Source organism: Pseudomonas sp. ABC1, assembly GCF_013395055.1.
Taxonomy (GTDB): Bacteria; Pseudomonadota; Gammaproteobacteria; order Pseudomonadales; family Pseudomonadaceae; genus Stutzerimonas.
On the sequence record NZ_CP058349.1, the window covers coordinates 3,217,439 to 3,244,009 of the forward strand.

Annotated in this window: 26 protein-coding genes; 9 read left to right on the forward strand and 17 right to left on the reverse strand. The window is 65.3% G+C overall.

Annotated elements, in window-relative coordinates:
* Positions 1 to 191 precede the first annotated feature (191 nt).
* Entirely contained in the window at positions 192 to 1,694 is a 1,503-nt protein-coding gene (locus tag HW090_RS14090) for a histidine kinase (RefSeq protein WP_179114109.1), read from the reverse strand.
* A gap of 257 nt (positions 1,695 to 1,951) precedes the next feature.
* On the opposite strand from HW090_RS14090, the gene HW090_RS14095 reads away from it, so the two are divergent.
* Together HW090_RS14095 and HW090_RS14100 are read left to right on the forward strand one after the other, a co-directional pair.
* The gene (locus HW090_RS14095; RefSeq protein ID WP_179114110.1) at positions 1,952 to 2,890 is read left to right on the forward strand and encodes a LysR family transcriptional regulator; all 939 of its coding nucleotides are present in this window, start codon (positions 1,952 to 1,954) and stop codon (positions 2,888 to 2,890) included.
* Positions 2,883 to 3,854, forward strand: coding sequence for an alpha/beta hydrolase fold domain-containing protein (locus HW090_RS14100; protein ID WP_179114111.1), 972 nt, complete (start codon positions 2,883 to 2,885; stop codon positions 3,852 to 3,854). Before HW090_RS14095 ends, HW090_RS14100 begins: the two co-directional genes overlap by 8 nt.
* Here the strand turns inward: HW090_RS14100 and HW090_RS14105 are convergent.
* From HW090_RS14105 to HW090_RS14120, 4 genes are all read right to left on the reverse strand, one after another.
* Positions 3,796 to 4,500, reverse strand: a complete 705-nt coding sequence (locus HW090_RS14105; RefSeq protein WP_256930676.1) for a DUF6250 domain-containing protein — start codon at positions 4,498 to 4,500, stop codon at positions 3,796 to 3,798. The two genes, HW090_RS14100 and HW090_RS14105, sit on opposite strands and share 59 nt — an antisense overlap.
* Positions 4,501 to 4,511: 11 nt before the next feature.
* Positions 4,512 to 7,241 (reverse strand): Tat pathway signal sequence domain protein, encoded by a 2,730-nt coding sequence (locus tag HW090_RS14110; protein ID WP_179114112.1) that lies wholly within the window; start codon positions 7,239 to 7,241, stop codon positions 4,512 to 4,514.
* 93 nt (positions 7,242 to 7,334) lie between these two features.
* Positions 7,335 to 9,581, reverse strand: coding sequence for a TonB-dependent receptor (locus tag HW090_RS14115; RefSeq protein WP_179114113.1), 2,247 nt, complete (start codon positions 9,579 to 9,581; stop codon positions 7,335 to 7,337).
* An 84-nt stretch (positions 9,582 to 9,665) separates the two neighbouring features.
* Entirely contained in the window at positions 9,666 to 10,718 is a 1,053-nt protein-coding gene (locus HW090_RS14120; protein ID WP_256930677.1) for an ABC transporter substrate-binding protein, read from the reverse strand.
* A gap of 230 nt (positions 10,719 to 10,948) precedes the next feature.
* Between HW090_RS14120 and HW090_RS14125 the strand changes: the two genes are divergently transcribed.
* Positions 10,949 to 12,145, forward strand: a complete 1,197-nt coding sequence (locus HW090_RS14125) for an MFS transporter (protein WP_179114114.1) — start codon at positions 10,949 to 10,951, stop codon at positions 12,143 to 12,145.
* Between the two features lie 74 nt (positions 12,146 to 12,219).
* Here the strand turns inward: HW090_RS14125 and HW090_RS14130 are convergent, their stop codons facing one another.
* Positions 12,220 to 13,161, reverse strand: coding sequence for a hypothetical protein (locus HW090_RS14130; RefSeq protein WP_179114115.1), 942 nt, complete (start codon positions 13,159 to 13,161; stop codon positions 12,220 to 12,222).
* Positions 13,162 to 13,377: 216 nt separating this feature from the next.
* Here HW090_RS14130 and waaA point away from each other — a divergent pair, with 216 nt between their 5' ends.
* Complete coding sequence (gene waaA / locus HW090_RS14135) at positions 13,378 to 14,649, forward strand: lipid IV(A) 3-deoxy-D-manno-octulosonic acid transferase (RefSeq protein WP_179114116.1); 1,272 nt, start codon at positions 13,378 to 13,380, stop codon at positions 14,647 to 14,649.
* Positions 14,650 to 14,699: 50 nt separating this feature from the next.
* Here waaA and ispA read toward each other — a convergent pair whose 3' ends face one another.
* The 3 genes from ispA to HW090_RS14150 all read right to left on the reverse strand — a co-directional run bounded on the left by ispA (position 14,700) and on the right by HW090_RS14150 (position 17,009).
* A complete protein-coding gene (gene ispA, locus HW090_RS14140; protein WP_179114117.1) occupies positions 14,700 to 15,587 on the reverse strand; it encodes a (2E,6E)-farnesyl diphosphate synthase in 888 nt (295 codons plus the stop codon).
* Positions 15,584 to 15,826: an exodeoxyribonuclease VII small subunit gene (locus HW090_RS14145; RefSeq protein WP_179114118.1), complete on the reverse strand. Its 243-nt coding sequence runs from the start codon at positions 15,824 to 15,826 to the stop codon at positions 15,584 to 15,586. Before HW090_RS14145 ends, ispA begins: the two co-directional genes overlap by 4 nt.
* Before the next feature lie 757 nt (positions 15,827 to 16,583).
* A complete protein-coding gene (locus tag HW090_RS14150) occupies positions 16,584 to 17,009 on the reverse strand; it encodes a DUF2141 domain-containing protein (protein ID WP_179114119.1) in 426 nt (141 codons plus the stop codon).
* A 33-nt stretch (positions 17,010 to 17,042) separates the two neighbouring features.
* On the opposite strand from HW090_RS14150, the gene HW090_RS14155 reads away from it, so the two are divergent.
* From HW090_RS14155 to HW090_RS14170, 4 genes are read left to right on the forward strand one after another with little or no spacing between them, the layout of a single operon-like run.
* Positions 17,043 to 17,960: a dialkylrecorsinol condensing enzyme gene (locus HW090_RS14155; protein WP_179114120.1), complete on the forward strand. Its 918-nt coding sequence runs from the start codon at positions 17,043 to 17,045 to the stop codon at positions 17,958 to 17,960.
* A 17-nt stretch (positions 17,961 to 17,977) separates the two neighbouring features.
* On the forward strand, positions 17,978 to 19,135 hold the full coding sequence (locus HW090_RS14160) for a beta-ketoacyl-ACP synthase III (RefSeq protein ID WP_179114121.1): 1,158 nt from the start codon (positions 17,978 to 17,980) through the stop codon (positions 19,133 to 19,135).
* On the forward strand, positions 19,125 to 19,532 hold the full coding sequence (locus HW090_RS14165; protein ID WP_179114122.1) for a hypothetical protein: 408 nt from the start codon (positions 19,125 to 19,127) through the stop codon (positions 19,530 to 19,532). The genes HW090_RS14160 and HW090_RS14165 overlap by 11 nt, the downstream gene beginning before the upstream one ends.
* On the forward strand, positions 19,529 to 20,530 hold the full coding sequence (locus HW090_RS14170) for a BtrH N-terminal domain-containing protein (RefSeq protein ID WP_179114123.1): 1,002 nt from the start codon (positions 19,529 to 19,531) through the stop codon (positions 20,528 to 20,530). Before HW090_RS14165 ends, HW090_RS14170 begins: the two co-directional genes overlap by 4 nt.
* 73 nt (positions 20,531 to 20,603) lie before the next feature.
* On the opposite strand, the gene HW090_RS14175 is transcribed toward HW090_RS14170, so the two are convergent.
* From HW090_RS14175 to HW090_RS14200, 6 genes are read right to left on the reverse strand one after another with little or no spacing between them, the layout of a single operon-like run.
* Positions 20,604 to 21,164 (reverse strand): hypothetical protein, encoded by a 561-nt coding sequence (locus HW090_RS14175; protein WP_179114124.1) that lies wholly within the window; start codon positions 21,162 to 21,164, stop codon positions 20,604 to 20,606.
* Complete coding sequence (locus tag HW090_RS14180; RefSeq protein WP_179114125.1) at positions 21,161 to 22,261, reverse strand: beta-ketoacyl synthase N-terminal-like domain-containing protein; 1,101 nt, start codon at positions 22,259 to 22,261, stop codon at positions 21,161 to 21,163. The genes HW090_RS14175 and HW090_RS14180 overlap by 4 nt, the downstream gene beginning before the upstream one ends.
* Positions 22,258 to 22,524: an acyl carrier protein gene (locus tag HW090_RS14185; RefSeq protein WP_179114126.1), complete on the reverse strand. Its 267-nt coding sequence runs from the start codon at positions 22,522 to 22,524 to the stop codon at positions 22,258 to 22,260. The genes HW090_RS14180 and HW090_RS14185 overlap by 4 nt, the downstream gene beginning before the upstream one ends.
* Entirely contained in the window at positions 22,506 to 23,696 is a 1,191-nt protein-coding gene (locus tag HW090_RS14190) for an ABC transporter permease (RefSeq protein ID WP_179114127.1), read from the reverse strand. Before HW090_RS14190 ends, HW090_RS14185 begins: the two co-directional genes overlap by 19 nt.
* Complete coding sequence (locus tag HW090_RS14195) at positions 23,693 to 24,577, reverse strand: ATP-binding cassette domain-containing protein (protein WP_179114128.1); 885 nt, start codon at positions 24,575 to 24,577, stop codon at positions 23,693 to 23,695. Before HW090_RS14195 ends, HW090_RS14190 begins: the two co-directional genes overlap by 4 nt.
* The gene (locus HW090_RS14200; RefSeq protein WP_179114129.1) at positions 24,570 to 24,977 is read right to left on the reverse strand and encodes a beta-hydroxyacyl-ACP dehydratase; all 408 of its coding nucleotides are present in this window, start codon (positions 24,975 to 24,977) and stop codon (positions 24,570 to 24,572) included. The genes HW090_RS14195 and HW090_RS14200 overlap by 8 nt, the downstream gene beginning before the upstream one ends.
* Positions 24,978 to 25,048: 71 nt before the next feature.
* Here HW090_RS14200 and HW090_RS14205 point away from each other — a divergent pair, with 71 nt between their 5' ends.
* Positions 25,049 to 25,600, forward strand: coding sequence for an isoprenylcysteine carboxylmethyltransferase family protein (locus HW090_RS14205; protein ID WP_179114130.1), 552 nt, complete (start codon positions 25,049 to 25,051; stop codon positions 25,598 to 25,600).
* A gap of 58 nt (positions 25,601 to 25,658) precedes the next feature.
* On the opposite strand, the gene HW090_RS14210 is transcribed toward HW090_RS14205, so the two are convergent.
* Together HW090_RS14210 and HW090_RS14215 are read right to left on the reverse strand one after the other, a co-directional pair.
* Complete coding sequence (locus tag HW090_RS14210; protein WP_179114131.1) at positions 25,659 to 26,096, reverse strand: excinuclease; 438 nt, start codon at positions 26,094 to 26,096, stop codon at positions 25,659 to 25,661.
* 32 nt (positions 26,097 to 26,128) lie between these two features.
* Complete coding sequence (locus HW090_RS14215) at positions 26,129 to 26,548, reverse strand: hypothetical protein (protein ID WP_179114132.1); 420 nt, start codon at positions 26,546 to 26,548, stop codon at positions 26,129 to 26,131.
* Positions 26,549 to 26,571: the final 23 nt, after the last annotated feature.

Below are 26,571 nucleotides of genomic sequence, written 5' to 3' on the forward strand. Positions count from 1 at the left end.
TGATGAACGAAAGCAGGCGCTGAGACTAAACGGCGTCAGGCGGCGTGGTCAAAAGTTTCCGGAGAAATACGCAGGGCCACCCGGGGCGGGTAGGGGATGGCAGCGTCGTTCATTCAGGTGCGCGTGGCGCACCCTACGTGAATAGCCGCCCGCCAGTCCGACGCTCGATCGTCGTGGGCGGGCGCCGGGGGTCAGTGCGAACGTTGTTCGTGCATGCGCGCCAACTGGCGCTCCAGCAGGGCTGGGTAAGGGTCGAGCAGGCGTTCGACGCAGTAGGCATTCTCCGGGCTGGCAATGGCGCGGATCCGGGCGCGGCTGCCCAGCAACGGGTCCTTGCCGACGGCGTTTTCCAGCAACAGCAGGTTGCGGCTGTGCAGCGACATGGCCAGGGCGTCCTGGGCCGACTGGCTGAGCAACAGGTCGCCCTGGCTCAGGCCGTAGAGGTTTTCGCCCTGGGTCAGGGCCAGTTGCAGTTGCAGGGTGATGCCGCTGTCGAGCACTTCGATCTGCAAGGCATGGCCGAGTGCGCGCATCAGTTCGCCGCAACACAGCGCCTGGACCAGGTACTCCTGCGGATTGTCCTGGGCATGGAAGATGATCAGGCTGCTTCCGTCGGTGAGGGTGTGCAGGTGGCCCTGATAGAGCGAGGCGGCCTGTTGCAGGCTGTCGCGGTAATGCTGCAGCAGGTCGGTCAGGCGCTCGCGTGGCAAACGCCGCAGTTGCTCCTGGCCGCCGAGCTGGATGGCCAGTACCGCGCTCTTGACCGGGCGTGGAGCTGGCGGCGGTGCGCTGAAACTGTCGGAGGGCTGGCGGCGTGCGGCTTCGAACGGTGGGTCGTCGTCGAAATCGTCGATGTCTTCGCTGAAATGCGGGCCGGAGGCTTCGGTCTCGGCATACAGCCCGCTCGCCTGGGTGCTGGCTGGCAGTGGAGGTGCCGGCTGTACGGGGGCGTCGAGGATATCTTCCAGCGCATCGTCCAGTTCGTATTCGGGCGCAGGCTTCTCCGGGACCAGACGGGCCTGGAGCTGGCGTGCGAGGTCGCCGATTTCATCCTGGCGCCCGGCGCCGGGCGCGTGCTCGTCCGGGTCGCGCAGCCACTGGCGCAGTTGCAACAAGGGCAGGGACAACTGCCGACCCAGGCGCATGCTCAGGATCAGGCTGAGGGCCAGCAGGATCAGCGCCAGCAGCCCCATGCTCTGCAGGCTGATGGTCATCGGCTGCTGGAACTGGCGCATGTCCAGGCTGAGGCGCAGGTGCCCCGCGATCACTTCCTGAAAACTGATGGGCGAGGAGTAGAGCCCCGGTTCTTCTCCGAGCAAACCCTGGGCCGGGCGATTGCCGGCTTCGGCGAGGACGCGATTGTCGACGCTGTAGATGGCCGCATGGGCGACCAGCGGGTTCTTCACCAGGTTGTTCAACTGCACGTTGAGGCTGAGGATGTCATTGGCCACCAGCGATTGCGTGGCCGACGCGGCGGTCTGCGAAACCAGGCTCTGCCCCAGTGCATTGGCGTGCTGCTCCATGGCGCTCTTGAACTGCATGCCCATGACCCAGGCATAGATCGCCAGGGCCAGCGCGACCAGTAGTAGCGTATGGCTGACGATACGCAGAACCAGCGGCACACGGCGCTGGAACAGGGCACGGTAGAGCAGCAGGAAGAAATTATCGGGTTTGACTGACGATGGCCGCTTCACAGCGCTCGGCTCTTCTCGGTGGGGAAATTGCCGGCAGTATACGAGATGCAAGACTGACTCAGAAGGTCTGGTAATCGGAAACTGGGGCCGGAAAGTCACTGGAGAGTGGAAATCTGACGCTCTGGTGCAATTTCGACAGGATTTTGGCTTGCGTCGTCTCGATGCCCTGGCTTTCAGCTTATGCCCTTTAGTTACTTCTAAAAGAACTGATAGATGTGCAGAGTAGGCCGCCGTCATTCTTCCGCGGTCCACGTTCCATGCATATCGATCTTCGCCAGTTGCGGCACTTCATCGCCCTGGTAGAACACCGCAACTTCACCCTGGCGGCCCAGGCCGTGAACATTTCCCAGTCGGCCTTCAGTCGCAGCATCCAGGCGCTGGAGCAGGGCTTTGGCGCACGCCTGGTGGACCGCAACCGTAACCTCGAACCGACACGCAAGGGGCTGGTGGTACTGGAGCATGCCCGGCGGCTGATGGGCGACGTGCACGAGCTGATCAACGATGTGCAGCAGTTCAACGAGCAGGAGGCCGGCGAGTTGCGCTTTGCCTGCGGACCGGCCCCGGCCGCCTGGCTGATGCCCCAGGCCATCGGCCTGTTCACGGCGCGTCTGCCCAAGGTGCGCCTGCGTTTCCAGGTTGACAACTGGCAGGTGCTCAGCCAGCGCCTGCTGGCCGAGGAGTTCGAGTTCATCGTCGCCGACTGCCGCAATTTCGAAGTCGACCCGGATTATCAGGTGCAGCCCCTCAGCCGCCACCGCTGGGGTTTCTGCTGCCGCGCCGGACACCCGCTGGCCGCGTTCGAGGAAGTGACGGTGGAGCAGTTACTGAGTTATCCGATCGCCGGCACGGTCCGCCCGCCGAACCTGCGCAAGGCGCTGGTGGAGCTGAGCGGCAAGCCGGATTTCCAGACCAGTATCGAGTGCGAGAACGGCTACAGCCTGATCGCTGTGGTGCAGCACTCCGACGCCATCGGCACCACAAATATCAGCGCCAGCAATCCCTACCTGGGCGAGGGCGGCTTGCGTTTGTTGAAGGTCGCCGGGCTGGATATGCAGACCGATGAGTTCTTCACCCACTACGGCATCATCAGCCGCGCCGGTTATCGGCTGTCGTACCCGGCGCAGGCGTTGATCGAAAGCTTTCTCACTGCTGACAACGAGTTGCAGGCGCGCGAGGCCGGTGCGGACGATGCCTGACCGGCGGCTTCCCTGGCTGTTGGCCGGATTGCTCTGCTGGCAGTCGGTATTGGCCGACGATTTCACTGCCACGGCGTCGGTGGCTGCGCGTCCGGTGCAGGCCGATCCCTATCCCCGCACGGCAGTCGCATTCGCCGAGGGGGTGCGGGGCTATCCGGCGGTGGTCTATGCGCGGCCCGAGAGTTTCCGTCCGTTGACCCTGGACCTGTACCTGCCGCCGACCTCGGCAAAGCCCAGGCCACTGGTGCTGTTCGTGCACGGCGGCGGTTGGTCTGGCGGGCATTCGCGTGCCCTGGGGGCGCTGGAGGATTTTCCGCAGGTGCTGGCCGGCCTGGCGGCGCAGGGCTATGTGGTGGCATCGGTGGAGTACCGCCTGAGTGGCGAGGCCGGTTTCCCTGCGCAACTGGAGGATATCCGGGCCGCCATGGGCTGGCTTGACGGCCAGGCCGGGCACTATGGCATCGACCGTACGCGGGTGGCGCTGTGGGGCGCCTCGGCCGGGGCGCACCTGGCGAGCCTGGCGGCACTGGAGGGGCCGCTGCCGGTGCTGGTGCTGGTGGGCTGGTTCGGCGCCTACGACTTGCCGGCGTTGCTGGCCGACCCGGACTATCCGGCCATCGCGGCAGCGGCGGGCAGGCTGCTGGGTTGTGTGCCAGGGCAGTGTCCTGGGCCGCTTCTGCGCCAGGCCAGCCCGAGCGCACAGGTCGGCCAGCGGCCACCGGCGAGCCTGCTGATCCATGGCGACAGCGACCGGGTCGTGCCCCATGCCCAATCGCAGGCCATGGCCGAGGCCCTGCGCCGCCAGGGCGCCCCGGTGCAACTGGAGCTGATGGCGGGTGTGGGGCACAGCCTGGTCGGCGAGGCGCCGTCACTCACGCGCGACAGCAACCGTCGCGCCCTGGCGCTTACCCGTGACTTCCTGGCGCATTGGCTTGGGGAAGGCGCAACACCCGGAAGTGACTGATGAGCTGGCGCGACCAGACCGAACGGAAGCCGAAATGGCCACTACCGTCGGTGCCCTGGTGGCGTGCTGCGAAGAAGGGCTGCCCGTCGACCAGAAAGCGTGTGCCGCTGGCATCCACCTCAATGGCGATGTGGTAGCGCCGGTTGGCTTGCAGCAGGTGTTCGGGGTCGCTGTACTCCCCCAGCAGCGGCCGTTCGCTGGAACCGTCGTAGTGACGGAAGCGTGTGGTGGCGTTGCCGTTGCCACCCATGCCGACGTAGTACAGGTCCAGTTCGTCGTACTCCTCCAGGATGCCGTTGCGGGTGAACAGCGTGTCGCGACGCGGGTCGCGGGCGGCCCAGAACTGGTTGAGGTCGGACAGGCGGTCGTTCGGCCCGTCGCCCAGCAGCACCTGGCGCTGGAACTCGATGCGGTAGGCACCCTCCAGCGGCTGGTCGAGCCAGACGGTGACGCCCTGCGGGCTGTCGATCATCAGGTGCCCGTCGATGACGTCGACCCGGGTGTCCGGGTGTTGGGCTTCCACGCGCCAGCGCTGGCTGGAGAAACGCTGGAAATCATCCTCGATGAGGATTTCGGGGGCGCAGGCTTCGTGGTCGAGTGGCTGTGCCGTGGTCACGCGGGTGGGCATGCGATTGTTCTCTGTCATGAAGGGGTGGTTCAACGCGCCGGCCTCGCCAGGGCCAACAGTGCGATGGCGGTCAGGCCCCATTGCGCGACGGCGTTGGTGGACAGGTTGGCGTCATGGGTGCTGCCGGAGTTCTGGTCGATGACGGACACCGGCTCGGCCTCGCGCACGGGGTGCAGGTAGGCAGGCAGGGCGATCTCCCGCAGGCGCTGGTTGGGGCGAGGAATACCGCCTTCGCCCGTGTGGAACTCGGCCCAGGCGCGCGCTTGCAGCTCCGTGTCATGGCGCCAGTAACCGGCGAAGGCACTGAGGCGTGCGTGGGCCTGCTTGAGATTGGCTTTTTGCAGGGGCTGGCCCAGCGCCTGGCGTTGTTCATCCGGTGTGGCGTTATAGAGCCGGCAATAGTCCAGCCAGGCCTGTTCGAAGCTGGGCTCCGGCAACAGTTGCAGCAGTTCGCCGCAGATTTCCGCCAGGCCGAACACTGCGCTCAGGTGCAGGACGTAGAGTTGCCCGCTGTCGTTGCGCTGGAAGGTGCCGCTGTCGATGTGCATGTCCGCCGAACCGCTGAAGAAGCCATGGGGCTGGGCGGCGATGCTGCGCATGCTGTTCAGCAGGCGCTGGCGGACGCTGTCGTCGCCGGTGCGCTCCCACTCGGTCAGCCAGGCGGCGGCGACCGCGCCCCAGTCGATACCGAAGAACAGATTGACCTGTTGTGGGTCCGCCGCGGCCCGCTGGCCGATCTTGCGTGCGGGCACCACCCGTTGCAGGGTGCGCAGCGCTTCGTTCTGCGCGCGCAGCAGGTCGCCGGTGCGCTCGTCGGCGGTCAGGTAATAGAGGAAGCGCCGGTTGGCGGCGGTGGAGACACGCAACTGTTTGGCACTGTCGCCCCAGTGGCGCACGTTGTGCCGCGAACCCAGCGGGGCGAACGGGCCGATATGGTGCACGTCCACCTCACCGGTATGCCGGGTCATTGCCTCGGCCATACGGAACACATCGCGCCGGCCGCTGCGCAGGAAGTAGTACCAGAGCCAGAGGTCGGTGGAGAGTTCGGAGTTGTCCCAGGCATAGCCGCCGACGTCGTAGCGCCAGACATGGCGGTCGCCATCGTAGGTGTGCATGACGTCGCCATAGTCCCAGAAGCCGTACCAGCGGCGCTGCTCGACCTCGTCGCGGTAGAACTCGAAGTACCAGGACAACTGGCTTTCCAGGGGCACCTCGCCGGGCCGGCGTGGCGACCAGGCCGGGCCGAACACGCCAGCGGCGTGCAGGCGCTCGGGGCTGGCCAGTAACAGCGGCGGTTCCTGGATACGCTCGGCGATGGCCAGCAGCCGCTCGCTGGAGGGCGTGGCATCGACGAACTCCAGCTCCAGTTCGCTGGTGCGGGCCACGCCCAGTGGCGAGCCGAAGCCGGGTTCGTAGTCTTCGTAGGTGATGTCCAGCGCTTCGCGCTGCCTGGCGTGGCTGTCCTGGCCGAGGCCGTCATGGTAGAAGCGCAGGTCCATCGGCTGTGCCTGCGGTGCCCATAGCCAGAGGGTGACCCTGGCCTGGTCGGTGTGGGCGTCCTCGATATCCAGTTGGCCAGGGTAGCTCTGCCAGAAGTTGCGAATACCGAATACCACGCCCCCGTCGGCGGCGCCGAGGTAGCCGACACCCGCCGCACGCTCGCCACTGGCTGCCGCTATCCAGCCCTGGCCGCTGGCGGTGCGCTTGGCGATGGAGAAGCCATCCGGGTGCGCTTGCAGCAGCCGGTAGCTGCCAAAGGCGGGGATATAGCCGAGGCCGCTGGCCACCGGCTCGCTCAGCGGCGGCGTCGTGCGCCCGGCCCGTTGTGCGTCGATCACGCCCGCACCGGGGTCGCGACGCAGCCCGGACAGGCCACGCACTGCCTCGCTGAACAGACCGCCATTGGCGCCGACGAAGCGTACATGACGATCATGCAGCGGCGCCTGCAACGGCACCTGGAAGCTCAGGCCCAGGCCCTGGATGAAGTCCTGCCGCTCGTTGCCGTCGTAGACGATGCTGTGCAGCAGGCGCAGGGCGCTGGAGCCGGCGTAGGCATACAGGCGCACGGTAAAGGGCAGCAGGCTGCGCCCATCGCCGGCGCGGTGCACGCCGTGCAGGGCGATCACCGCGCGTACCGGCCCCTGTTGCTCGACGATGGCTTCGCGTATCTCGCTGCGGTAATGCCGGGTTTCCCGCGCGGGCTGGTCCGGGTCGCCCTGCACCCGCAGCACCAGTTCGCCTCCCTGCAGGGCCGGCTGGCCCTGGCGCTGGATCTCGCTGATCAACTGGCTGCCCTGGCGTGGAATCACGCAGCGCAGCGGGCCGGTATCGAGCACGAAGGCTGTGGCGCTTTCCGTGACCAGGGGCTTGCCGGGTGCGGCGGGGCGGGCCACGGGTTGCAGCACATACTGGACATCCGGCACGTCCTGCGCGGCGAGGGCGTGCCCCGTCCATTTCAGCGAGCCGTCCGGCCAGTACGCCAGCGGCCAGCTCTGCAGGTCGAAGGTTCGTCCACGGCTGTCGCTCAGTTCGAAGCCGCTGCCGGCCGCCACCTGGCCGCGTGGCCAGGGCGTGCCCCAGGTGACGCCGGCAAGGGCCGCAGGCGGTTTGCCGGACAGCCAGTGCAGGGCGACGCCTGTGGTGGACGTGCCGGTTGCATTGCGCGGGCTGGCCAGTGTGGCGCCTGCCAGCAGCGGTGTGGCCAGCGCCGCGAGGCTGCTGCCCTTGACGAAGGTGCGGCGGGAGAAGGTCTTGGGCATGGCGAGATCCGTTCCGACGTGTTTCACGAGTCTTTCAAGAGGCGTTCTCGCAGGATGGGGGTCGTCGCTGGGCGACTTGCCCCATCCCACGGCCTAGAAGTCATATCCCAGGGTGACGCCGAGGGTGCGCGGCTCGCCACGGTTGCCGTACACCTCGCCGTAGCTACCGGCGCTGAGGGTGCGGTAGTAGGTTTTGTCGAGGGCGTTGTTCAGCCACACCGAGGCGTTCCAGCGACCGTCGCCGTATTGCCCGCCGAGACCGGCCGAGAGGTTGAGCAGGCCATAGCCGGGGATGCGTGTGTAGCGCGAGTTGTCGACGGTGCCATAGGCCCAGGAGCGGTAGCTCCAGCGTGCCTGCAGGAAGGCGTCGAGGTCGTCGCTGGCACGCCAGTCGTAGCGGCTGGTCAGGTTGTAGGTGACCTTGGGCGAGCGGAATACCTGCTCGCCGGACAGGTCGCAGGTAGCGGGCGCATTGCCCCTGAGGGTCACTTCCGCCGGGCAGCGGGCGTTGTCGAACTCCATGTAGCTGGCGTCGAGCAGGGTGCCGTCCAGGTTCAGGCTCAGGCCGTCGACCGGGTACAGGCCGATGGCGGCGGCGATCCCACGGGAGCGGATGCTGCCGGCGTTGATCAGGTAGGAGGTCTGGAATTCCTCGTCGTAGGCGTTGGTCTGGAAGTCCTTCACGCGGGACCAGAACAGTGCCACGTCGGCACTCAGGCGCTGGTCGAACCATTTGCTCTTGAGGCCCAGTTCGGCGCCACGGGTGGATTCGGGCAGGATGAACAGGCTCTCGGTGCCGGCTCGGCCTGCTGCACCGGATGAAATGTTCAGGCCGCCGGCTTTCTCGCCGTAGCCCAGGGTCAGGTAGCCCTGGACGTCCGGCTGGAACCAGTAGCTGAAGTTGAGCAGGCCCGAAGGCAGGAACTTGCGCTGCACCAGGTCGCCGGAGTTGAAGTCGTTGCGGTTGACCCGCACGAAGGAGCCGGCCTTGCGCTGGTGGGTGCCGCGCACGCCGGCGGTGATGTCGAAGCGCTCGGTGACGTGCCAGGTGCCCTGGGTGAACAGCGAGAAGATGCGCTCGTCGATCTCGCCCCAGCGCTGTACCAGCTTGCCGTTGAGGTTGCGGTTGCCGTACCAGGTGGCCGCCTGGTCGTTGTCGGCGTAGTTGTCGTGGGCGTAGGTGTCGAGGTTCTCGCCGAAGTAGAGGGCGCCGAGGGCGTAGTCGAAATGCTCGCCGCGCGGCGAATCCAGGCGGATTTCCTGGGACCAGATGCGGTCGCGCACATCGGCGCCGCTGTCCGAGTACAGCGGGATGTCCAGGGTGTCGGTGGTGCTCGGCTTGTAGCCGAAGTAGCGGAAGGCGGTGGTCGAGCGCAGGTTGTAGCCACCGTCCAGCAGCCAGTTGGCCTCGGCGGAAAGGCCGCTCTGTTGCAGGCGGGTGTGGTTCTCGTCATCGGTGTTGACGCCACCGACCACCGGGCTGGCGCCGGCGCGAGCGGCACGTTCGAGGAACAGGTCGCGGCCATTGGTCAGGTTGGTGGAGTGCAGTACGGCCACCGGTGCGTTGCGTGCGTCGTTCCAGTCGGCGATCAGGCGCAGGCTGAAGTCGTCGGCCGGTACCCAGAGCAATTGGCCGCGCACGCCGTCCTTGAGGCTGCCGCCCAGTTCATGGCCGCTGTAGTGGTTCTTGACGTAGCCGCCCCGCTCGCTGTGGGAGAGGTTGATACGACCGGCCAGGGTTTCGCTCAGCGGGCCGGAGAACATCGCCTGGGTCTGCGTGTGCCCACGCTGGCCGAAGGACTGGCGGATCGACCCTTCCGGTTCGAAGGTCGGCTTGCGGGTCTGGATGTCGATGGCGCCGCCGGTGGTGCTGTAGCCGTACAGCGTGCCCTGCGGGCCGGCCAGCACGGTGGCGCTTTCGATATCCAGCAGGTCGTTGGAGAGCATGCCGGGGCGGCTCAGGTAGACGTTGTCGAGGAACAGGCCGACGCTGCTGGGCATGCCGATGTTGATCTCGGTGCCGCCGCCGTCGCCGATGCCGCGGATGGTCAGGCGCGTGTCGAAGGGGTCGACCACTGCCACGTCCAGGCCGGGCGCCAGTTGCGGCAGGTCCTCCAGGGACTGGATACCCTGGCGCTGCAATTCTTCGCCGTCGATCACGGTGGCGGCGCTGGGGGTGCGTTGCGGGTCCTGTTGCTGGCGCTGGCCTTCGACACGCACAGTCTTCAGGCGCGGAGCGCTGTCACTGGCGGTTTTCCCTTGCGCGGGTGTCGTTGCGGCGAAGCCCTGGGTCGAGGCGAGGGCGCCGGCCAGGTAGATCAGTGAGGGCAGGTATTTCATGGTCTTTCCTTTATTGCGTTCGTGTAGCGCCCGCCGCCGGTAGGGCCGGGCGGTGGGGCAAGCAGGGGTGGGGCGACCGCGTGCTCAGGGGGTGGCTGTGGCGCGGGTCTGCTCGAGGAATTCGGGGGCCAGCCAGTGCTGCAGGTCGATGTCGCGGCGGATCAGTCCGGCCTGGCGGGCGCTGGTGACGGATGCCTGTAGTTTCTTGACGAAACCGTCGTCCAGTTCCGGCGACAGCAGTTCGCTCAGGGGGGGCGCACCGTCCAGTTCGGCGCGCAGCAGGCTCTGCGGATAGCCACTCTGGTGGGATTGCAGTGCGAGGTAGGCGTCGAGGTTGGCCGGGTCGCTGGCCCAGGCCGCTGCCTGGCGATGCACCTCCAGCAGTCGGCGCAGCCAGTCCGGGTGGGTTTCGGCGAAGGCCTGGGTGGCCAGTACCAGCCCGCTCAGTTGGCCTGCGCCGTCCTCGGTCTGTTTGGTCGACAGGGGCAGTCGGGCAAGGCCGCGTTCAGCCAGTGCCAGGGCATTGTTGCCGCCCCAGGTGGCGTCGATATGGCCGGCGGCCAGGGCCGCGCTGGCGGCGGCGAAGTCCAGGTTGATCACACGCAGGTCGCGCTCGGACAACCCGGCCGTACGCAGGGCGTCGATAAAGGAAAGCTGCGCGGCGGTGCCTCGGAACAGGCCGACCCGCTTGCCCTTGAGGTCGGCGAAGGTCTCGATGCTGGAGTCCGGGCGCACGGCGAGGTAATGGTTGACGCCACGCGCCGCAGCCGCGACCACGCGGGTGTCGAGTCCACCGGACCTGCCGATGATGCTGGCCAGGTCGCCCAGGTAGGCGAGGTCGACCTGGCCGTTGGCGAAGGCTTCGTTGATCAGTGGGCCGGCGCCTTTGATGAAGACCCAGCGCACCTGGATACCGTCTTCGGCGAACTCCCGTTCCAGCAACTGTTGTGCGTAGAGCACGTCCACCAGGCCGCCGCCACTGTGGCGTGTTGTGGCGCCGATATCCGAGACGGCGATGCGGATTTCTCCCGCGCCCCAGGCTGCCTGGACCATCCAGAGCATGGCCAGCAGGGCGAGGCCCTGCTTCGCCACAGGGTAAAAGGCTCGGGCCAGGAAGGCTGGGTAGGTGATGCTCATGTGGGACTCCGTCGATTCGACTGCTCGGCGGCCGCACATTCGGGGAAAATGATTGAAGATTTAAATAATAAAAAATGATTTGCTTATATTTTTAATGCATGAGTGAGGGCTGGTGCCGCTCCGCGCGATTATGTCGGAATGGCAAAAAAACTATGATGAAAACGCATTGGCGCCGGATGAATAGTCACCGTTGAATAGCGGCCCAAATCCCTCCGAAGCCTTTCCTTCAGATGCCGACAACCCGCCCACTGGCATGGTCGCTGCTGCTGGTGATCAGTGCCGCGCACCTGTTCAACGATATGCTGCAGGCGTTGCTGCCGATGCTCTATCCGCAACTGCGCGAGGCCCATGGTCTGAGCTATGGGCAACTGGGCGCGATTACCTTCGTCTTTCACCTGGTCGGCTCGGTGTGCCAGCCCCTGGTCGGTGCCTGGGGCGATCGCAGGCCTCGCACTGGCGTGTTGCCTCTGGCGATGCTGTTCAGCGGGCTGGCATTGGTGTTGCTGGCTTTCGCCGAGTCTTTCGCCGGGCTGCTGCTGGTGGCCGGGCTGCTGGGGCTGGGTTCTTCACTGTTCCACCCGGAGGGATCGCGCGCGGCGCGGCAGGTCTCTGCCGGGCGACATGGGCTGGCACAGTCGGTGTTCCAGTTGGGCGGCAATATCGGTTCGGCGCTGGCACCCTTGCTGATCGCATTGCTGATCTCGCCGTTAGGGCTGGACCTGCTGGGATGGTTGCCGCTGCTCGCCGTGTGTGGCGGTGGCTTGTTGCTCTGGCTGCGGCCGCGCCTGGCTGTCTACCTGGCCGCGCCCGTACAGGCTTATCGGCCAGCCCAGGGGTGTGTGCATGGCAGGGCGATGCTGCTGCTGAGCGTGCTGATCCTCTCCAAGTACGTCTACCTGGCAGCCATGGCCAACTACTACAGTTTCTACCTGATCGAGCGTTTCGAACTGAACGCGGCCCAGGCGCAATTGCAGTTGTTCGTCTTTCTCGCCGCCGTGGCCGTGGGCACCCTGGTCGGCGGCCCGCTCAGCGACCGCTTCGGCCAGCGTCCGGTGATCCTGCTGTCGATCCTCGGCAGTTGCCCGTTCACCCTGCTGCTGCCGCGGGTCGGGCTGGACGGGGCGATCCTGCTGTCGGTGGCCATCGGCGTGACCATGGCATCGGCCTTCCCGATCATCATCGTCTATGCACAGCGATTGATGCCGCAGCGCATTGGCCTGATCGCCGGCTTCTTCTTCGGCCTGACCTTCGGCATCAGCGGCATTGCCGCCGCGGTGCTGGGGCTGTTGGCGGACTGGAAGGGGATCGTCTACCTCTTCGAGGTCTGCGCCTACCTGCCGCTGCTGGGTGTGCTGGCGCTATGGCTGCCGCGTAGCGAGCCGACTGTGCCTCTCGAGATAAAGGCGGTAGTCAGCGGCAAGCCATGACAGGGTTTGAATGCCTTGGACGCGTCATACGCAGCCGCGCAGCGTGCGGCGAAAGGGTGCCAGATGCAGAGGCTTCAGGTTTCCGCGAAAACCTCAGGCAACTGCCCTGCGAACAGAATCCGCTCCGCCCATCGTTTCAACTCGGACTCCGTAGCGGTTTCCAGGCGCTGTTCTATATCGGCAGGCACATTTCCGAATTTGAGAAATAGCTGTTTATGCAGGGTTTCCTGTAGTGCGCTGATGCGCCCTTTATCGATGCCTTGCTCGAACCCCTTGGCCTGGGCCTTGCGCTCGAATGAACTGACATAAGGCATGATGGCCTCCTGCTGTAGCTGGGTGATTTGTGCATCGTAGTAGCCACCGGCCTCGACCGGCAAGGCCACCATCCATTCCAGGAAGATCACCAGGCGACCGATCAGTTGTCGATCCAGGCGTTGCTCAATGGCCAGGCGATAGAAACCGATCAGGTTGTCGGCGCGCTGCCTGCCATCACGGATCAGCTTGGCCGTCAGTTGTGCCGCCACCAGTAGTGCGAAGGGGTTGTCGCTGTGCAGCAGATTGTCCATATCCGCCTGGAAATCCAGCAGTTTGCAGGTGCGAAAGTAGAAGGTAATGCCACTGCCGGCTATATGGCTGGAAAAGTGCCCGGGGCGAAAGGTCGGATCGGTATCGGTCAGTACGGCCAGGCTTATCACTGACCCTCGGTAGCGTTCGCGGATACGGCTGTAGTAGCGGTACATCCGCTCGGCGAAATCGCGTTGCGGCTCCCCCTGCACTTCGGTGTGGATCAAAAGCCAGTGTTCTACACCATCTTGTAGGCGAACCCTGGCCAGTTTGTCGACGTGGCGCCTGCCGTTTTCGGCGGCACCGGTGATCTTTTGCAGCTCCTTGTCGAGGAAAACCGGTGCCTGTCGCCAGTCGATCATGGCTTCGATATCCGCGAACAGCAGTTGCAGGAATGGCCGGAAGAACACTTCCAGTGCTTCTTTCCAGGGGGAGTCGTGGTCTTCGCTCATGGTGCATTTTTAGCCGCTGCTGTCCGTGTGGTCGGCAGGTTGTGGCTGGATTGCGCGGGGCTCAAGGGCTGGCGGCGGAAAGTGTGGAGCCGGTCACATGACCGTGCTCTGTTTTGTGAGGTGCATCACGTATTGCGAACTCAATCCAGGCGGATACGTTCCCAGCGGCGGCGCCGCTCTGGCGTTTGCCGCTGGCCGCTTATAAGCTCCCCGCCCATGAATAGGACTCTCTATACCCTGCTGTTCCACCTCGTGCTGCCCTTGATCCTGGGGCGGCTGTTCTGGCGTGCCAGGCGTGCGCCGGCCTATGCGCAGCGTATCGGCGAACGCTTCGCCATCGGGCTGTCGGATGTCCAGCCAGGTGGTATCTGGTTGCACGCGGTCTCGGTGGGGGAAAGTATCGCCGCCGCACCGTTGGTACGTGAGTTGATGGCGCGTTACCCACACCTGCCGATCACCCTGACCTGCATGACGCCGACCGGCTCCGAGCGCATCCGTGCACTGTTCGGTGACCATGTGCAGCACTGCTACCTGCCCTATGACCTGCCCTGGGCGGCGGCCCGTTTTCTCGACCGTGTACGGCCGAAACTGGCGCTGGTGATGGAAACCGAACTCTGGCCGAACCATATCCATCAGTGCCATCGACGCGGGATTCCGGTGGCGCTGATCAACGCGCGGCTCTCCGAGCGTTCGGCGCGGGGGTATGCCCGTTTTGCCCGGTTGACCGCGCCAATGCTGGCCGAGCTGTCGCTGATCGCGGTGCAGACCGAGGCCGAAGCCGAGCGCTTTCGTTCGCTGGGCGCGCGGGCCGCAGCGGTCAATGTGACGGGGTCGATCAAGTTCGACCTGCAACTCGATGCCCTGCTATCAACCCGTGCCGATGCGCTGCGCGAGAGCTGGCAAGCCGGTGCAAGGCCGGTCTGGATCGCCGCCAGTACCCATGCCGGTGAGGACGAAATCGTGTTGGCGGCGCATCGGCGCCTGCTGACCTATTCCCCGCAGGCGCTGCTGATCCTGGTGCCGCGTCATCCGGAGCGTTTCGAGAGCGTGTTCGAACTCTGCCGGCGCGAGGGGATGGATACCGTGCGGCGCTCCAGTGGGGAGCCGGTGCAATTGCACACCCAGGTCATGCTCGGCGACACCATGGGCGAGTTGCTGTTTCTTTATGCACTGGCGGATATCGCCTTCGTCGGCGGCAGTCTGGTGCCCAATGGCGGGCACAACCTGCTGGAGCCGGCCGCGTTGGGTAAACCAGTGCTCAGCGGCCCGCACCTGTTCAATTTCCTCGATATTTCCGCACAGCTGCGCGAAGAAGGGGCCTTGCTGGAGGTCGCCGATGACGAGGGCCTGGCCCAGGCATTGCAAACGCTGGAGCAGGAGCCCGGCCGCCGCGCAGCGATGAGCCGGGCCGGCTTGCGCGTGCTACGCCGCAACCAGGGGGCGCTGGCGCGGGTGCTGGAAGCGGTTGGAAAGCTGTTCAAGGCTTGACGTTCTGGCCTTGCGCTCGGATCCCTGAGCGTAAAAATTGGCGGCTGCTTTCAGTGCTTCCTTTCGACGATATAGCGCGCCAGCTCCGATAGCGCCTGGGCGTGTTCGCCGAACGGCTGCAAGGCCTGCTGTGCCTCGGCGCAGAGTCCGCGGGCATAGTCCTTGGCGGCTTGCAGGCCGAGCAGGGCCGGGTAGGTGGGTTTGTCGTGGGCCTGGTCCTTGCCCTGGGTCTTGCCGAGGGTGGCGGTGTCGCTTTCCACATCGAGCACGTCGTCCTGCACCTGGAAGGCCAAGCCGACGGCTTCGGCATAACGGTGCAGGGCGTCAAGGCTGGCCGGGTCGGCATTGCCGCTGGCCAGTGCGCCAAGGCGCACGCTGGCCTCGATCAGTGCGCCGGTCTTGTGCCGGTGCATGCGCATCAGGTCGGCCTGATCCAGGCGCTGTCCGACCGAGCCCAGGTCGATGGCCTGTCCGCCTACCATGCCGGCGGAGCCTGCCGCCCGTGCCAGGGTGCTGAACATGCGCAGGCGCAAGGCCGGGTCGGCGGGGTTGAAGCGTGCTTCGGCCAGGGTCTCAAAGGCCAGGCTTTGCAGGCCATCGCCCGCGAGGATCGCGCAGGCTTCGTCGAAGGCCTTGTGGGTGGTCGGCTGGCCACGGCGCAGGTCGTCGTCGTCCATGGCCGGCAGATCGTCATGCACCAGCGAGTAGGCGTGGATCAGTTCCACCGCGCAGGCGGCGCCATCTGCCTGGGCGCGGTCGCCGCGCAGGGCGTCGCTGGCGGCATAAACGAGCAGCGGGCGCACCCGTTTGCCGCCGTTCATCACGCTGTAGCGCATGGCCTGGTAGAGGCGTTCGAGCTGGGGCAGGGGCGGTGTGAATAGGCTGTCCAGGCAGTGGTCGACACGTTCCTGGCAGTGGCGCTGGTAGTCTCCGATCATGCCTGCGGGTCCGCCTCGAATGGCTGCTCGCGCAAGTCGCCGTCCTGTTGCAGCAGGATTTTCACTTTCTGTTCGGCCTGGTCTAGGGCGGCCTGGCATTCACGGGTCAGGCCGATGCCTTGCTCGAAGCAGGCGAGCGAGTCTTCCAGCGACAGCTCGCCGCTTTCCAGGCGCTCGACCAGTTGTTGCAGGTCGGCGAGGGATTTTTCAAAATCGAGGGTGGCTTTCTTGCGGGCCATTGGCAAACCTGTGGTTCAAGGCGGTATCTGAAGGTGGCGCGACATTAGCAAGAAAGGCCACTTCGGGCCACCACGTCGGCCTAGTGCTCAGGGCAAGTGCTGTATGAAGGGTGAAACTGGATGGGCAGTGTTGTCTTGGTATTTTGGCGTACACCCGTCAGCCTTGTGGTGGCTGAGCCACCGGTTTCGGCCTTACGCCGAGTCACTTTCTCTTGTTCGCACAAGAGAAAGTGACCAAAGAGAATGCGCCCCCAGCATACGGCCCCTGCGCTTCGCTACGGGGTTCCCTCGCTCCATCGCCGTTCCAGGGGCACGCCGCGAAGGGCCATCCATGGCCCATCGCGCCTCTCGCGGCATCCCTGCCGCTCAACCCCTTACACGACGATTCCGCTCGGCCTCCTGATGGGGGTGGTGAAGCGTGCGGTGACTGGAAGATCGAATTAAACAGACTTGATTGAAGTTTGTCTTTAGGTCTTGTCTGCAAGGGATGTTATAGACGCAGCATCCCCCCCCTTTCAGAAGGCTGAACGCCGGCCCCCGGAGCGATGCCGGAGTGAAGGAACCCCGTAGCGAAGCGCAGGGGCCGTATGACTGGGGGCGTGTTTCTTTGCTTCCTTTCTTTGCACGAGCAAAGAAAGGGAGGCGCCGTAAGGGCGCAACCGGTGGCCCAGTCACCACAAATGCTGCGGGTGTACGCAAAAAGCCCAGCCAATATTGTTTAGCCTCCACCCCGATTCCTCCACCTCCCTGCGCCTGATTACTCGCTACGCGACCGCCCCGGCCCATGCAGACGAATGACAATCTCGCTATCGGCATCGCCATGGATAAAGCGGCTCTTGCCCGGACGTGGCTTGCCGTTGAACAGCGACGGGTCGTTGGAGAAGCCGACCGGCTCCAATGGAATACCTCGCGGGCTCAGGTCGAGGTGCCCGTTGCCGTTGCTGTCCTGGAACAACTGGATGGCGTATTCGCCGGGCGGCAGTCGGGGCAGGCGCACCAGCGTTGAATCGCTCTGTGCCTGATAGAGGGCGGGCTCCCAGGTTTTCTGCGTGGCGGGCACCAGCGCCAGGTGGACGCTGCCCTCGGCCTGCCTGCCCTCGACCCGCACCAGCAGATCGCCCGCCAATGCCGTGCCGGGCAATAGCAGCAGGCCTATTACAGTTCGAAGAATTCTCTGTGGCATAATCCGGCCCATTTTGCAGGGGATCCTCTTGGCATGCGGCAGGTTCTAGTCGTCCATTTTTCCCAGACCGGCCAGTTGGATCGGCTGGTCCGTTCGGTCTGCGCACCATTGCAGGCCGACGAGGGTATCCAGGTCGATTTCCTGGCGTTACACCCCGCGCAGCCCTTTCCCTTTCCCTGGCCATTCCTGAAGTTCTTCCGCGTCTTCCCGGAAACCGTGCTGATGCGCCCGCAGCCTTTGCTGCCGTTCGAGATCGACACGGACAAGGACTACGATCTGGTGATCCTCGCCTATCAGGTCTGGTTCCTGTCGCCGTCGCTGCCGCTGACCAGCTTCCTGGCCTCGCCCGAGGCGGTCAGGCTGCTGCGCGACACGCCGGTGGTGACGCTGATCGGTTGCCGCAACATGTGGCTGATGGCGCAGGAGAAGGTCAAGGCGCGACTGGCACAGCTGGGCGCGCGACTGGTGGATAATATCGCCCTGACCGACGCTTGCGGTACTGCCGCGAGCTTCCTGGCGACGCCATTGTGGCTGTTCACCGGCCGGCGCAAGGCCTGGTCCTGGGTGCCCCGTGCCGGTATCGCCGATGAAGAGATCACGGCGGCGCAACGCTTTGGCGAGGCCATGCGCGTGCGTTTGCGGGCCGATGAGCGCCCGGTGTGCCAGCCCATGCTGCAAGGCCTGGGCGCGGTGCGGGTCGATGAGAAGCTGATCGCCAGCGAGCGGGTCGGCAACCGGAGTTTCCAGGTATGGGGGCGCCTGTTGTCCGCCCTGGGTCCGCAGGACAGCCTGCGCCGGGGTATCGGCCTGGTGTTCTATATCGCTTTCCTGATTTGCCTGATCCTGACCGTGGTGCCGCTGGGTGCCCTGTTGAAAAAACTGCTGGCCCCGTTGTCGCGGGAGCGCACACAGCGTGAAAGAGCCTATTTCGCTCAGCCTTCCGGCGAGTAGCCCGTAAAGGAGTGACAGTGGTACAGCCCGTTTTCATCAACCGCATCAGCGCCTGCCTGCCTTTCGACGCCGTCGACAACGAGCATATGGAACAACGCCTCGGCCAGGTCGGTGGCCGCCCGTCACGGGCCCGCAAGCTGGTGCTGCGGCGCAATGGCATCCGCCAGCGCCATTATGTGATCGACCCGGCCACCGGCGAACCCGCCATGAACAACGCCCAGCTCAGTGCCCAGGCGGTGCGCGGCCTGGCTGGCCCTGGCTTCGAACTGGACAGCCTGGACTGCCTGGTGGCGGGCACTTCGTCGCCGGACCAACTGATGCCGGGCCATGCCGTGATGGTGCATGGCGAGCTGGGCAATCCGTCCTGCGAGGTGGTCACCACCGCGGGTATCTGCCTGTGTGGTGTGACCGCGATGAAGTACGCCTGGCTCAGCGTGGCCAGTGGCGAGAGTCGCAATGCCGTCGCCTGCGGCTCGGAAGTGGCCTCGGGGATGATGCATGCGCGCAATTTCGACGGCGAGTACGAGAGCCGCGTCGATGAGCTTGAACAGCATCCGGAGATCGCCTTCGAGAAGGATTTCCTGCGCTGGATGCTTTCAGACGGCGCTGGCGCCGTCTGGTTGCAGGACCGTCCCAACGCCCGGGGCCTGAGTCTGCGCGTCGACTGGATCGACATCCTGTCCTTCGCCGACCGCCTGCCCGCCTGCATGTATGCCGGCGCGGAGAAGGTGGATGGGCAACTGCGCGGCTGGGCCCTGTTCGACAGCGAGCAGCGCAGCCGGCTGTCGCTGATGGCGGTCAAGCAGGACGTGCGGTTGCTCAATGAGAACATCGTGCGCTACACCGTCGAAGAGACCCTTGCGCGCATCCTGCAACGCCGTGAACTGCGTGCCGAGGCGATCGATCACTTCCTGCCGCATTATTCCTCGGAGTATTTCCGCGACCTGCTGGCCGAAGGCTTGCAGCGGGTTGGCCTGGCGATTCCCCAGGAGCGCTGGTTCACCAACCTGACCCGCAAGGGCAACGTCGGCTCGGCCTCGATCTACCTGATCCTCGAAGAGCTGTTCAACAGCGGGCGCCTGCGCAGTGGAGAGACATTGCTCTGCTACATCCCCGAGAGCGGTCGTTTTTCCAGTGCCTTCATGCATCTGACGGTGGTTGGCGATGAAGCTTGACGAAGTGCCCCAGGACGCCAATTCCATCTATGGCGGACACAGCAAGTTGCTCTACGCGGTGGACGAGAAAGGCCACTACCAGGGCGCGCAGAGCACGGGCTGGGACGCCGAAGCCTATTCCACGCGCCAGGCCCTGGCCGAGTTGCAGCACCTGGAGGCGGAGGCCGAAGCCGCTTGGCGGCGTGGTGAAGCCTCGCCATTGCAATGCCTGATGTACCGCTATCGCCTGGATGAGCCGGCCCTGGCCCAGGTGACCGGGCTGTGGCGCTGGCGCATTCGCCGGCATTTTCGCCCGCAGGTCTACCGCCGCCTCGGCGCTGCGCTACTGGCGCGCTATGCCGAGGCCTTCGGTTTGCCCGTCGAGCAATTGATCGATTACCAGAAGGATGCGGCATGACGGCTTTCCAGCACAGACAGAGCGCCCACTGCGAGAGTGGTGTCATGGCCAGCCTGCTGACCCACGCCGGGTTGCCCATGAGCGAGCCGATGGCGTTCGGCCTGGCTTCCGGCCTGGCGTTCGCCTACCTGCCGATCGTCAAGCTCAGCGGCATGCCGCTGATCGCCTACCGCATGCCGCCCCGGCACCTGATCAAGACCTTGAGCAAACGCCTGGGCGCACGTCTGCACAGCCAGACCTTCAACTCGCCGGAGCGGGGCCGCCAGGCGCTGGATACGCTGCTCGACAGCGGCCGCCTGGCCGGCCTGCAGAGTTCGGTGTTCTGGTTGCCGTATTTCCCGCCGGAGATGCGCTTTCACTTCAATGCCCACAACCTGCTGGCCTATGGCCGCGAGGGTGACGAATACCTGATCAGCGATCCGGTGTTCGAAGAGCCGGTGCGCTGCGCCGGAGCGGATTTGCAGAAAGCGCGCTTCGCCAAGGGCGCGCTGGCGGCCAAGGGGCTGATGTACTGGCTGGACGATGTGCCGCTGGAGCAGGACTGGTCGCGCCTGGTGCGCAAGAGCGTGCTGTCGACCACGCGCATTCTCGATGGCATGCCGCTGCCCTGGATCGGTATCCGTGGCATTGACCACCTGGCCAGCCAGGTTGAACGCCTCGATCCGACGCAGGCCAAGTACAACCGCCTGTACCTCACGCACATCGTGCGCATGCAGGAGGAGATCGGTACCGGGGGCGCCGGTTTCCGTTTCATGTACGCGTCTTTCCTCGAAGAGGCTGGCGAGAAGATCGGAGCGCCCGAACTGCGCGAGGCATCGCGGCGCCTGACCGCCATCGGCGACGACTGGCGTCAGTTCGCTTCGGGTTGTGTGCGGGCCAGTCGTGCCAAGGGTGAAGCGCCGGACTTTCGCCCCATCGCAGAGAGCTTGCGCGCCATCGCCCGGCAGGAGCGTGAGTTGATGAAGGAACTGTCAGCCTGGTCTCGCCGTAAACAATAGGCTTAGGTTTTCGTAGGGTGCGCCATGCGCACCGGGCCAGCGCTACGGTATCTCTCGGTGCGCATGGCGCACCCTACGGCAGGCTTGTGCGGGTGATCTTGAGAGAAGCGCTCAGTTCGGCAAAGCCTTCCGCGAGCCTGTTGTGAGGGCCGTTTTCCAGCAGGGCGGCCTGCACGGTGAAGTCTGCCTGTTCGTCCACCACCAGCAACAGCGCCTGGCTGACACTGCCGTCGGCCAGGTCGAGGGTGGCCAGCTGTTGTAGCTGGCGCCAGACGCGCGGCCCGGCGCCGATGAACAGGTTGGGGCCTTCCAGGCCGAGTTGCTGGGCCACGTGGAAGCCGGCGGCATTGCTGACGCTGTTGACGAATTCGAACGGCTTGGGCTGTCGCTGCTGCACGCAGACAGCGTCGAGCAGGGCGCCCATGGTGCTGCGCGCCGGGTGGCGCGAGGCGAGGTAGAGGCCGCAGTCGCTGCGTACCTGGCCTTTCAGTGGTGCTGCGCCGAGCAAGGCCAGCAGGATCAGCCGGTCGATACGCCGTGGAGGGTTGGGCAGCCATTCGACGAGGGCTGATTTCAGTGCCTTGTCGTCGCACTGGGCGTTGCCGTGCAGTTCATGGGCGGCGATCACCTTCATGTTCTCATTCCCTGCAAGACCAGGCTGGCATTGTTGCCGCCGAAGCCGAAGAAGTTGGCCATCAGCAGGCCATCCGTCGGCATGCCGAAGGCGGCCGTCGGCAGCGGCAAAAGGGCTTCGCGCGCGTAGTCGAGTGGCGGTAACTGCCCCAGGCGCAAGGCGCTGAGCAGCAGCAGCGGTTCGCTCAGCCCGCAGGCGCCGAGGGTATGCCCGAGCCAGGGCTTGAGTACGCTCAGGGGTGGCGGTGTATCGCCGAACAGGCGGCGGATACCGTTGCTCTCCGCCAGGTCGTTGGCCCCGGTAGCGGTGCCATGCAGTTTGACCAGGGCAATGTCCTCGACCTGCCGGCCAGCGCTGTGCAGGGCGCGTTGCATGACCCAGTCGATATGGCTGCCGTCCTCGCGGGTGCTGGTCAGGCTGCTGGTGTCGCAGGCGCTGAAGCCGCCGAGCAGACGCGCCAGCGGTGCGGGTCCGGGCTCCAGGCCGAGCAGGGTGGCGGCATAGGCCTCACCCAGCACCAGCCCATCGCGCTGGGGATGGAAGGGGCGATACTGGCCGCTGGGGCTGCTCAGGTCGAGGGCGCCGAAACCTTGCATGGCCAGCACGCTGGGTGTCTCGAAGGCTAATACCAGTACGCGCCGGCAATGCCCGGCCGCCAGCAGGCGGGCACCGTAGAGCAGCCCGTTGGCGGCGCTGGTGCAGGCGGTGTTGAGGGTGAAGGCATCGAGAAAGCCCCAGCGCTGGCCCAGGCGCTCGGCCAGCAGGTCGAGGGGCGTCGAGTGCTCGCGGCGGAAGCCCTGCTCGCGCGTGGCACGGGCTTCCAGCTCGTTGATGTCCAGGCTGGTGCTGGCGATCAGCAGCAGGCAGTCGGCGGCGGAGTCATTGCCCAGCGTCTCGGCCAGCAGACGGTCCAGCCGTCGCTCCAGGTCGTCGGCATCGGCCCGGACGTTCAGGTAGCTGCGCGGCTCGCCCCGTTCATGCAGGGTGAACGGCTTTGCCGTGGGCTTGCGGTCTTCGTGCAAGGCCTGGGCTGCGCTCTCCAGGTCCGCGCCGAGGGCGCTCAGCAGTGCGCTGCGTTGCAGGTAGACCGGCGTCATGAAGGTTCGCGGATGAAGGCGGCGATGCTGGCGATGCTGTTGAGTATGCGCCGCCCGTCCTTGGCGCCCTCGATGCGCACGCCATAGTGCTGTTGCAGGGCCAGCGAGACTTGCAGGGCGTCCAGGCTGTCCATCTGGATGCGGCTGTGCTGTCCGAACAGGGGTTCGTCATCGCTGATGCTTTGCCAGTCGATGTCGTCTTCCTTGTCGCATTCACGAATCAGCAGTTGCTTGAGCTGTTGTTCTAGTTGCTGGTTGTCCATTGCGTTTGCCGTACTCGTTTGCGAAACAGGAGCAGCCCACCCGTGCCGAACAGTGCGGCGAACAGCGCGAGGCGGATACAGTAGGGAAGGATGTCGGCCAGGTCACCCTGGCCGACCAGTAGCGTGAGAAAGGCATCCAGCGCCCAGCTCATCGGTGAAATCTCGGCCAGTCGGCTCATGGCTTCGGGCATGACGCTCTTGGGCACCATGATGCCGCCGATGGCGGCGAGGATGATATTGATCCCGCCGCCGAGCAGCAATGCCTGTTCGCCGCTGCGCGCCAGGGCTGCGAGGAACAGGCCGAGGCTGCAGGCGGCGAGGCTCAGGCAGAGCGCCAGCAGTGGATAGGCCAGGGCGCTGCCCGGCAGGCTCAGGCCGCTCAGGCCCAGCAGCGGCAGGCCGTACAGGCCGATGCTCAGCAGCACGGCGAATTGCAGCAGGTTGAGGGCCAGGTAAGGCAACAGCTTGCTCAGGATCAGCGTTCCCGTGCCGAGGCCCAGGGCGCGGAAGCGCAGCAGGGTACCGTTCTGCTGTTCGCGCTGGAAGCCGCCCGCCATCGGCAGGGCGATGAAGAACATGCCGAAGATCAGCCAGGCCGGCACGCTCAACTGGCTGCCGTTGGCCTGGCCGCTGAGTTCGCCGCTGGCGAGCAGTTGCCGTTCTGGGATGTCGCTCTGGGTGCGTTGCTGGATCAGCAGCAGGCGCTCGTCCGCGTCGATGTCGGGCGGCAGCGCATCGCTGTCCTGCAGGTAGGCCAGCAGGCGCGTCTGCGCCAGGGCGATGGTCAGGGCCGCACGCAGGTGCTGGCGGCTCTGGTTGTCCAGACGCGCCGGGAAGCTCAGTTGCGGTCCCTGGTGCGGGGTTTCCAGCAGGGTTTGCGAGAAGTCCTCGGGCAGGCTGATCCGTGGCAGCGCTTCGTCCGAGTGCTCCAGCAGGTCGCTGCCAGGCAGTTGTGCTTGCAGGGCCGTGCGCAGGAAATCGCTGGCATCGTCGGCATGGGGCACCTCCAGCACCAGGCGCAGGGTTGGCGCTTCTTCCTGCATATAGCTGGAGAGGGCCGCCGCCATCACCAGCAAGAACAGCACCGGCATGATGAACAGCACCGCCAGGGCATGCGGGTCGCGCAGCAGCAGGGCGACTTCCTTGCGGCTCAAGGCCAGCAGTGCGCTCATAGGCGCCCCCCGTTCAGGCTGAGGTAGAGCTGCTCCAGGGACGGACGGCCGAAGCGCAGCAGGCTGGGTAATACCGGCTGGCACGCGATGAACTCGGTGATGGCCAGCAACCGTGGCGCATCGATGTGTTCGATGCGCAGGCCACGCGGCAGGCGCTGGGCGCTCAAGCCGAGCCGTTCCAGCAAGGGCGGCAGTGCGTCCGGTATGGCCGACGGCCATTCCAGCAACAGGCCGTGGCCGTTTTCGAGCAGTTGCGAGGTGTCCAGGTCGAGGCGCACCTGCCCTTCGTGCAACAGCAGGATGCGCTGGGCCACGCGCTCCATTTCATCCAGGTAGTGGCTGGTGTAGATCACGGCATGGCCATCCGCACTGAGCTGTTCGACGGTCTCCAGCAGGCGCTGGCGATTCGCCGCATCGACGCCCACCGTGGCTTCGTCGAGCAGGTACAGGCGCGCCGGTTGCAACAGGCCGATGGCGAAGTTGAGACGGCGCTGCTCGCCGCCGGAAAGCTGGCTGGCGCGGCGTTGCAGTTTGTCTTCCAGGGCGCCGCTGGCGATGCACCACTGCATGCGCTGGCGCCGCAGGGGGCCGCGCAGGCGGTAGAGATCGGCGAACAGTTCGAGGTTTTCGGTGACCGTGAGGCCGGCGTAGAACGCCAGTTGCTGGGGCACCAGGCCCAGGCTGCGCGGCCCGTCCCAGCGGATTTCCCCCTGCTGTGGTGGCAGGGTGCCGCTGAGCAGGGAGAGCAGGGTGGTCTTGCCGGCGCCATTGCCGCCGAGCAGGCCCAGGCACTGGCCGGGCTCCAGGCGCAGGTTGATGCCTTGCAGGGCCTGGCTGTCGGCGCCCGGGTAGCGGAAGCCGAGGTTGTTCAGTTCAAGCATGGCTCAGCACCAGCAGCAGTTTGCCGTCGAGCAGCAGTTGGTCGCCGTTGTGGATGCTGAAGGCATAGGCTGCTCCGGCCGGGCTCAGTGCCTCCTGGGTCGCGGCCAGTTGCAGTGGCTCCTGGCGGAACTCCGGCTGGGTATGCAGCCTCAACTGTGAGAGCTTGCCGACCAGCGCCATTTCGATGGCCGCATCCCCGCCATATAGGGCACCATGCGCCGCGCACAGTTGGGCGGCGGCTTCGAACAGCAGGCAGGGCGATGCATCCTCGCCAAGGCTGTCGAGGTAATGCCAGGCGCTGAGGCCGCGAATATGTGTGGCGTCGTGTGCGAGCAGGGCGTCCAGCCAGAGTGCCGGGCCCTGGTGTGGCAAGAGCGTGTGCAGTTGGGTGCGATCCATGGCGTAGGGTCTGGGCGCATGAAGGCGGCAGAGTTTAACAGGTGCCCGACAGGGCAGGGAGGATTGGACGGGTGGTGTTTCAGGTGGTGGCTTTCGTCGTGCTCAGTGCGCTGCTGGTCGGTGTTTCCTGGCGGGCGCTGGGGAATCCTCGCAGCCATGGTTTCTATCGTTTCCTGGCCTGGGAAGTGATGCTGGTGTTGCTGGTGTTGAATGCGCCTTACTGGTTCGAGGATCGCGGGGCGCTCCACCAGCGCATTTCATGGGTGCTGCTGACGCTGTCGCTGGCGGTGCTGTTCGCCGGGGTGTACCAGATGCGCCGTTTCGGACGGGCCACGCAAGGGCGGCAGGATGATGAGCTGTTCGCCTTCGAGCGCACCTCGCGACTGGTGACCAGCGGCATCTTCCGCTATATCCGCCATCCGCTGTACTGCTCGCTGCTGTTACTGGCTTGGGGTATCGCCTGGAAGAACCTGGACGGCCTGACCCTGGGGCTGGCGCTGCTGGCCAGTCTGTTGCTGCTACTCACCGCACGGCGCGACGAGGCCGAGTGCATCGACTATTTCGGTGAGCCGTACCGGGACTACATGGCACGTAGTCGGATGTTCATTCCCTTCGTCTTCTAAGGAAGGAGCGGCGCCACGCTGAGCGCCGCCCCTTCCCTGAACAAGCAAACCCGCGTGATCAGCGAACCTTGGCCAGGTCGCCTTTCAGCGCGACGCCCGCCATGACGGCGCCGGCGTGGCATTCGAATTTCTGGCGGTCGGAATAGACCTTGTGCTGGTAGTTGCTGACGAGGTTGGTCACGGCATTGGCGCCGGCCTGCTTGGCGGCGTTCTGCAGGTGGATCAGGGCCGATTGCAGGGCCCAGGAGCAGGCTGCTTCGTCAGTCTTGTTGAAGGCGTTGGTCTTCTTGCTGGTGGTCACGCTGGCACGCACGACCTTGGCGCCGGCTGGGGTGTTGCCCAGGTAGAACTTCACACTGCCGTCGAGACGCCCAGCGTTGGTGGCTTCCTGTACGGCCGCATCGAACGGCAGGTAGTGAGTGGTGTCACGGGCCTGGCTGAGGCCGGGTAGCAGGCCCAGGCAGAGTGCGCTCGCGATCCAGTATTTCTTGTTCATGGTGCTCTTTCCTTTGCGGCAAGGGATGGGGGTCATTGCTGTAGGGCTTTGAGGTTACGCGCCATCTGCAGTTCCTGACGAATAGTGCGATGGAGCTTTTTTACCAGCGCATTGTAGCGTTTGTGAATCTTGCCATCGGCATAGCCGAGGTTCTCGCTGTTGCGATAGAGGATGCTGTAGTGGTCCGGCGCGTACTCGACGCTGATCCAGATCTTGTGGCGGCCACGGAAGTCCATGTTGGCGGCCAACAGGCCGGGCTGGCCTTCACCGATGGTCCAGCGGTTGCGGGTCAGGGCGCGCCCCAGTGCCTGCTGCATGGTCTGCTCGTCCAGGAAGGACGCGCTGTCCGTGCGCAGCGGCTGCTCTATGGTCAGGATCGGTTGCTGGCGGCTGCAGGCGCCCGTGGCGAAGAGTGCCAGGATCAGCAGCAGGTGAGGCAGGTAGCGGGGCATAGCGGGTGTTCCATCCTTGTTGA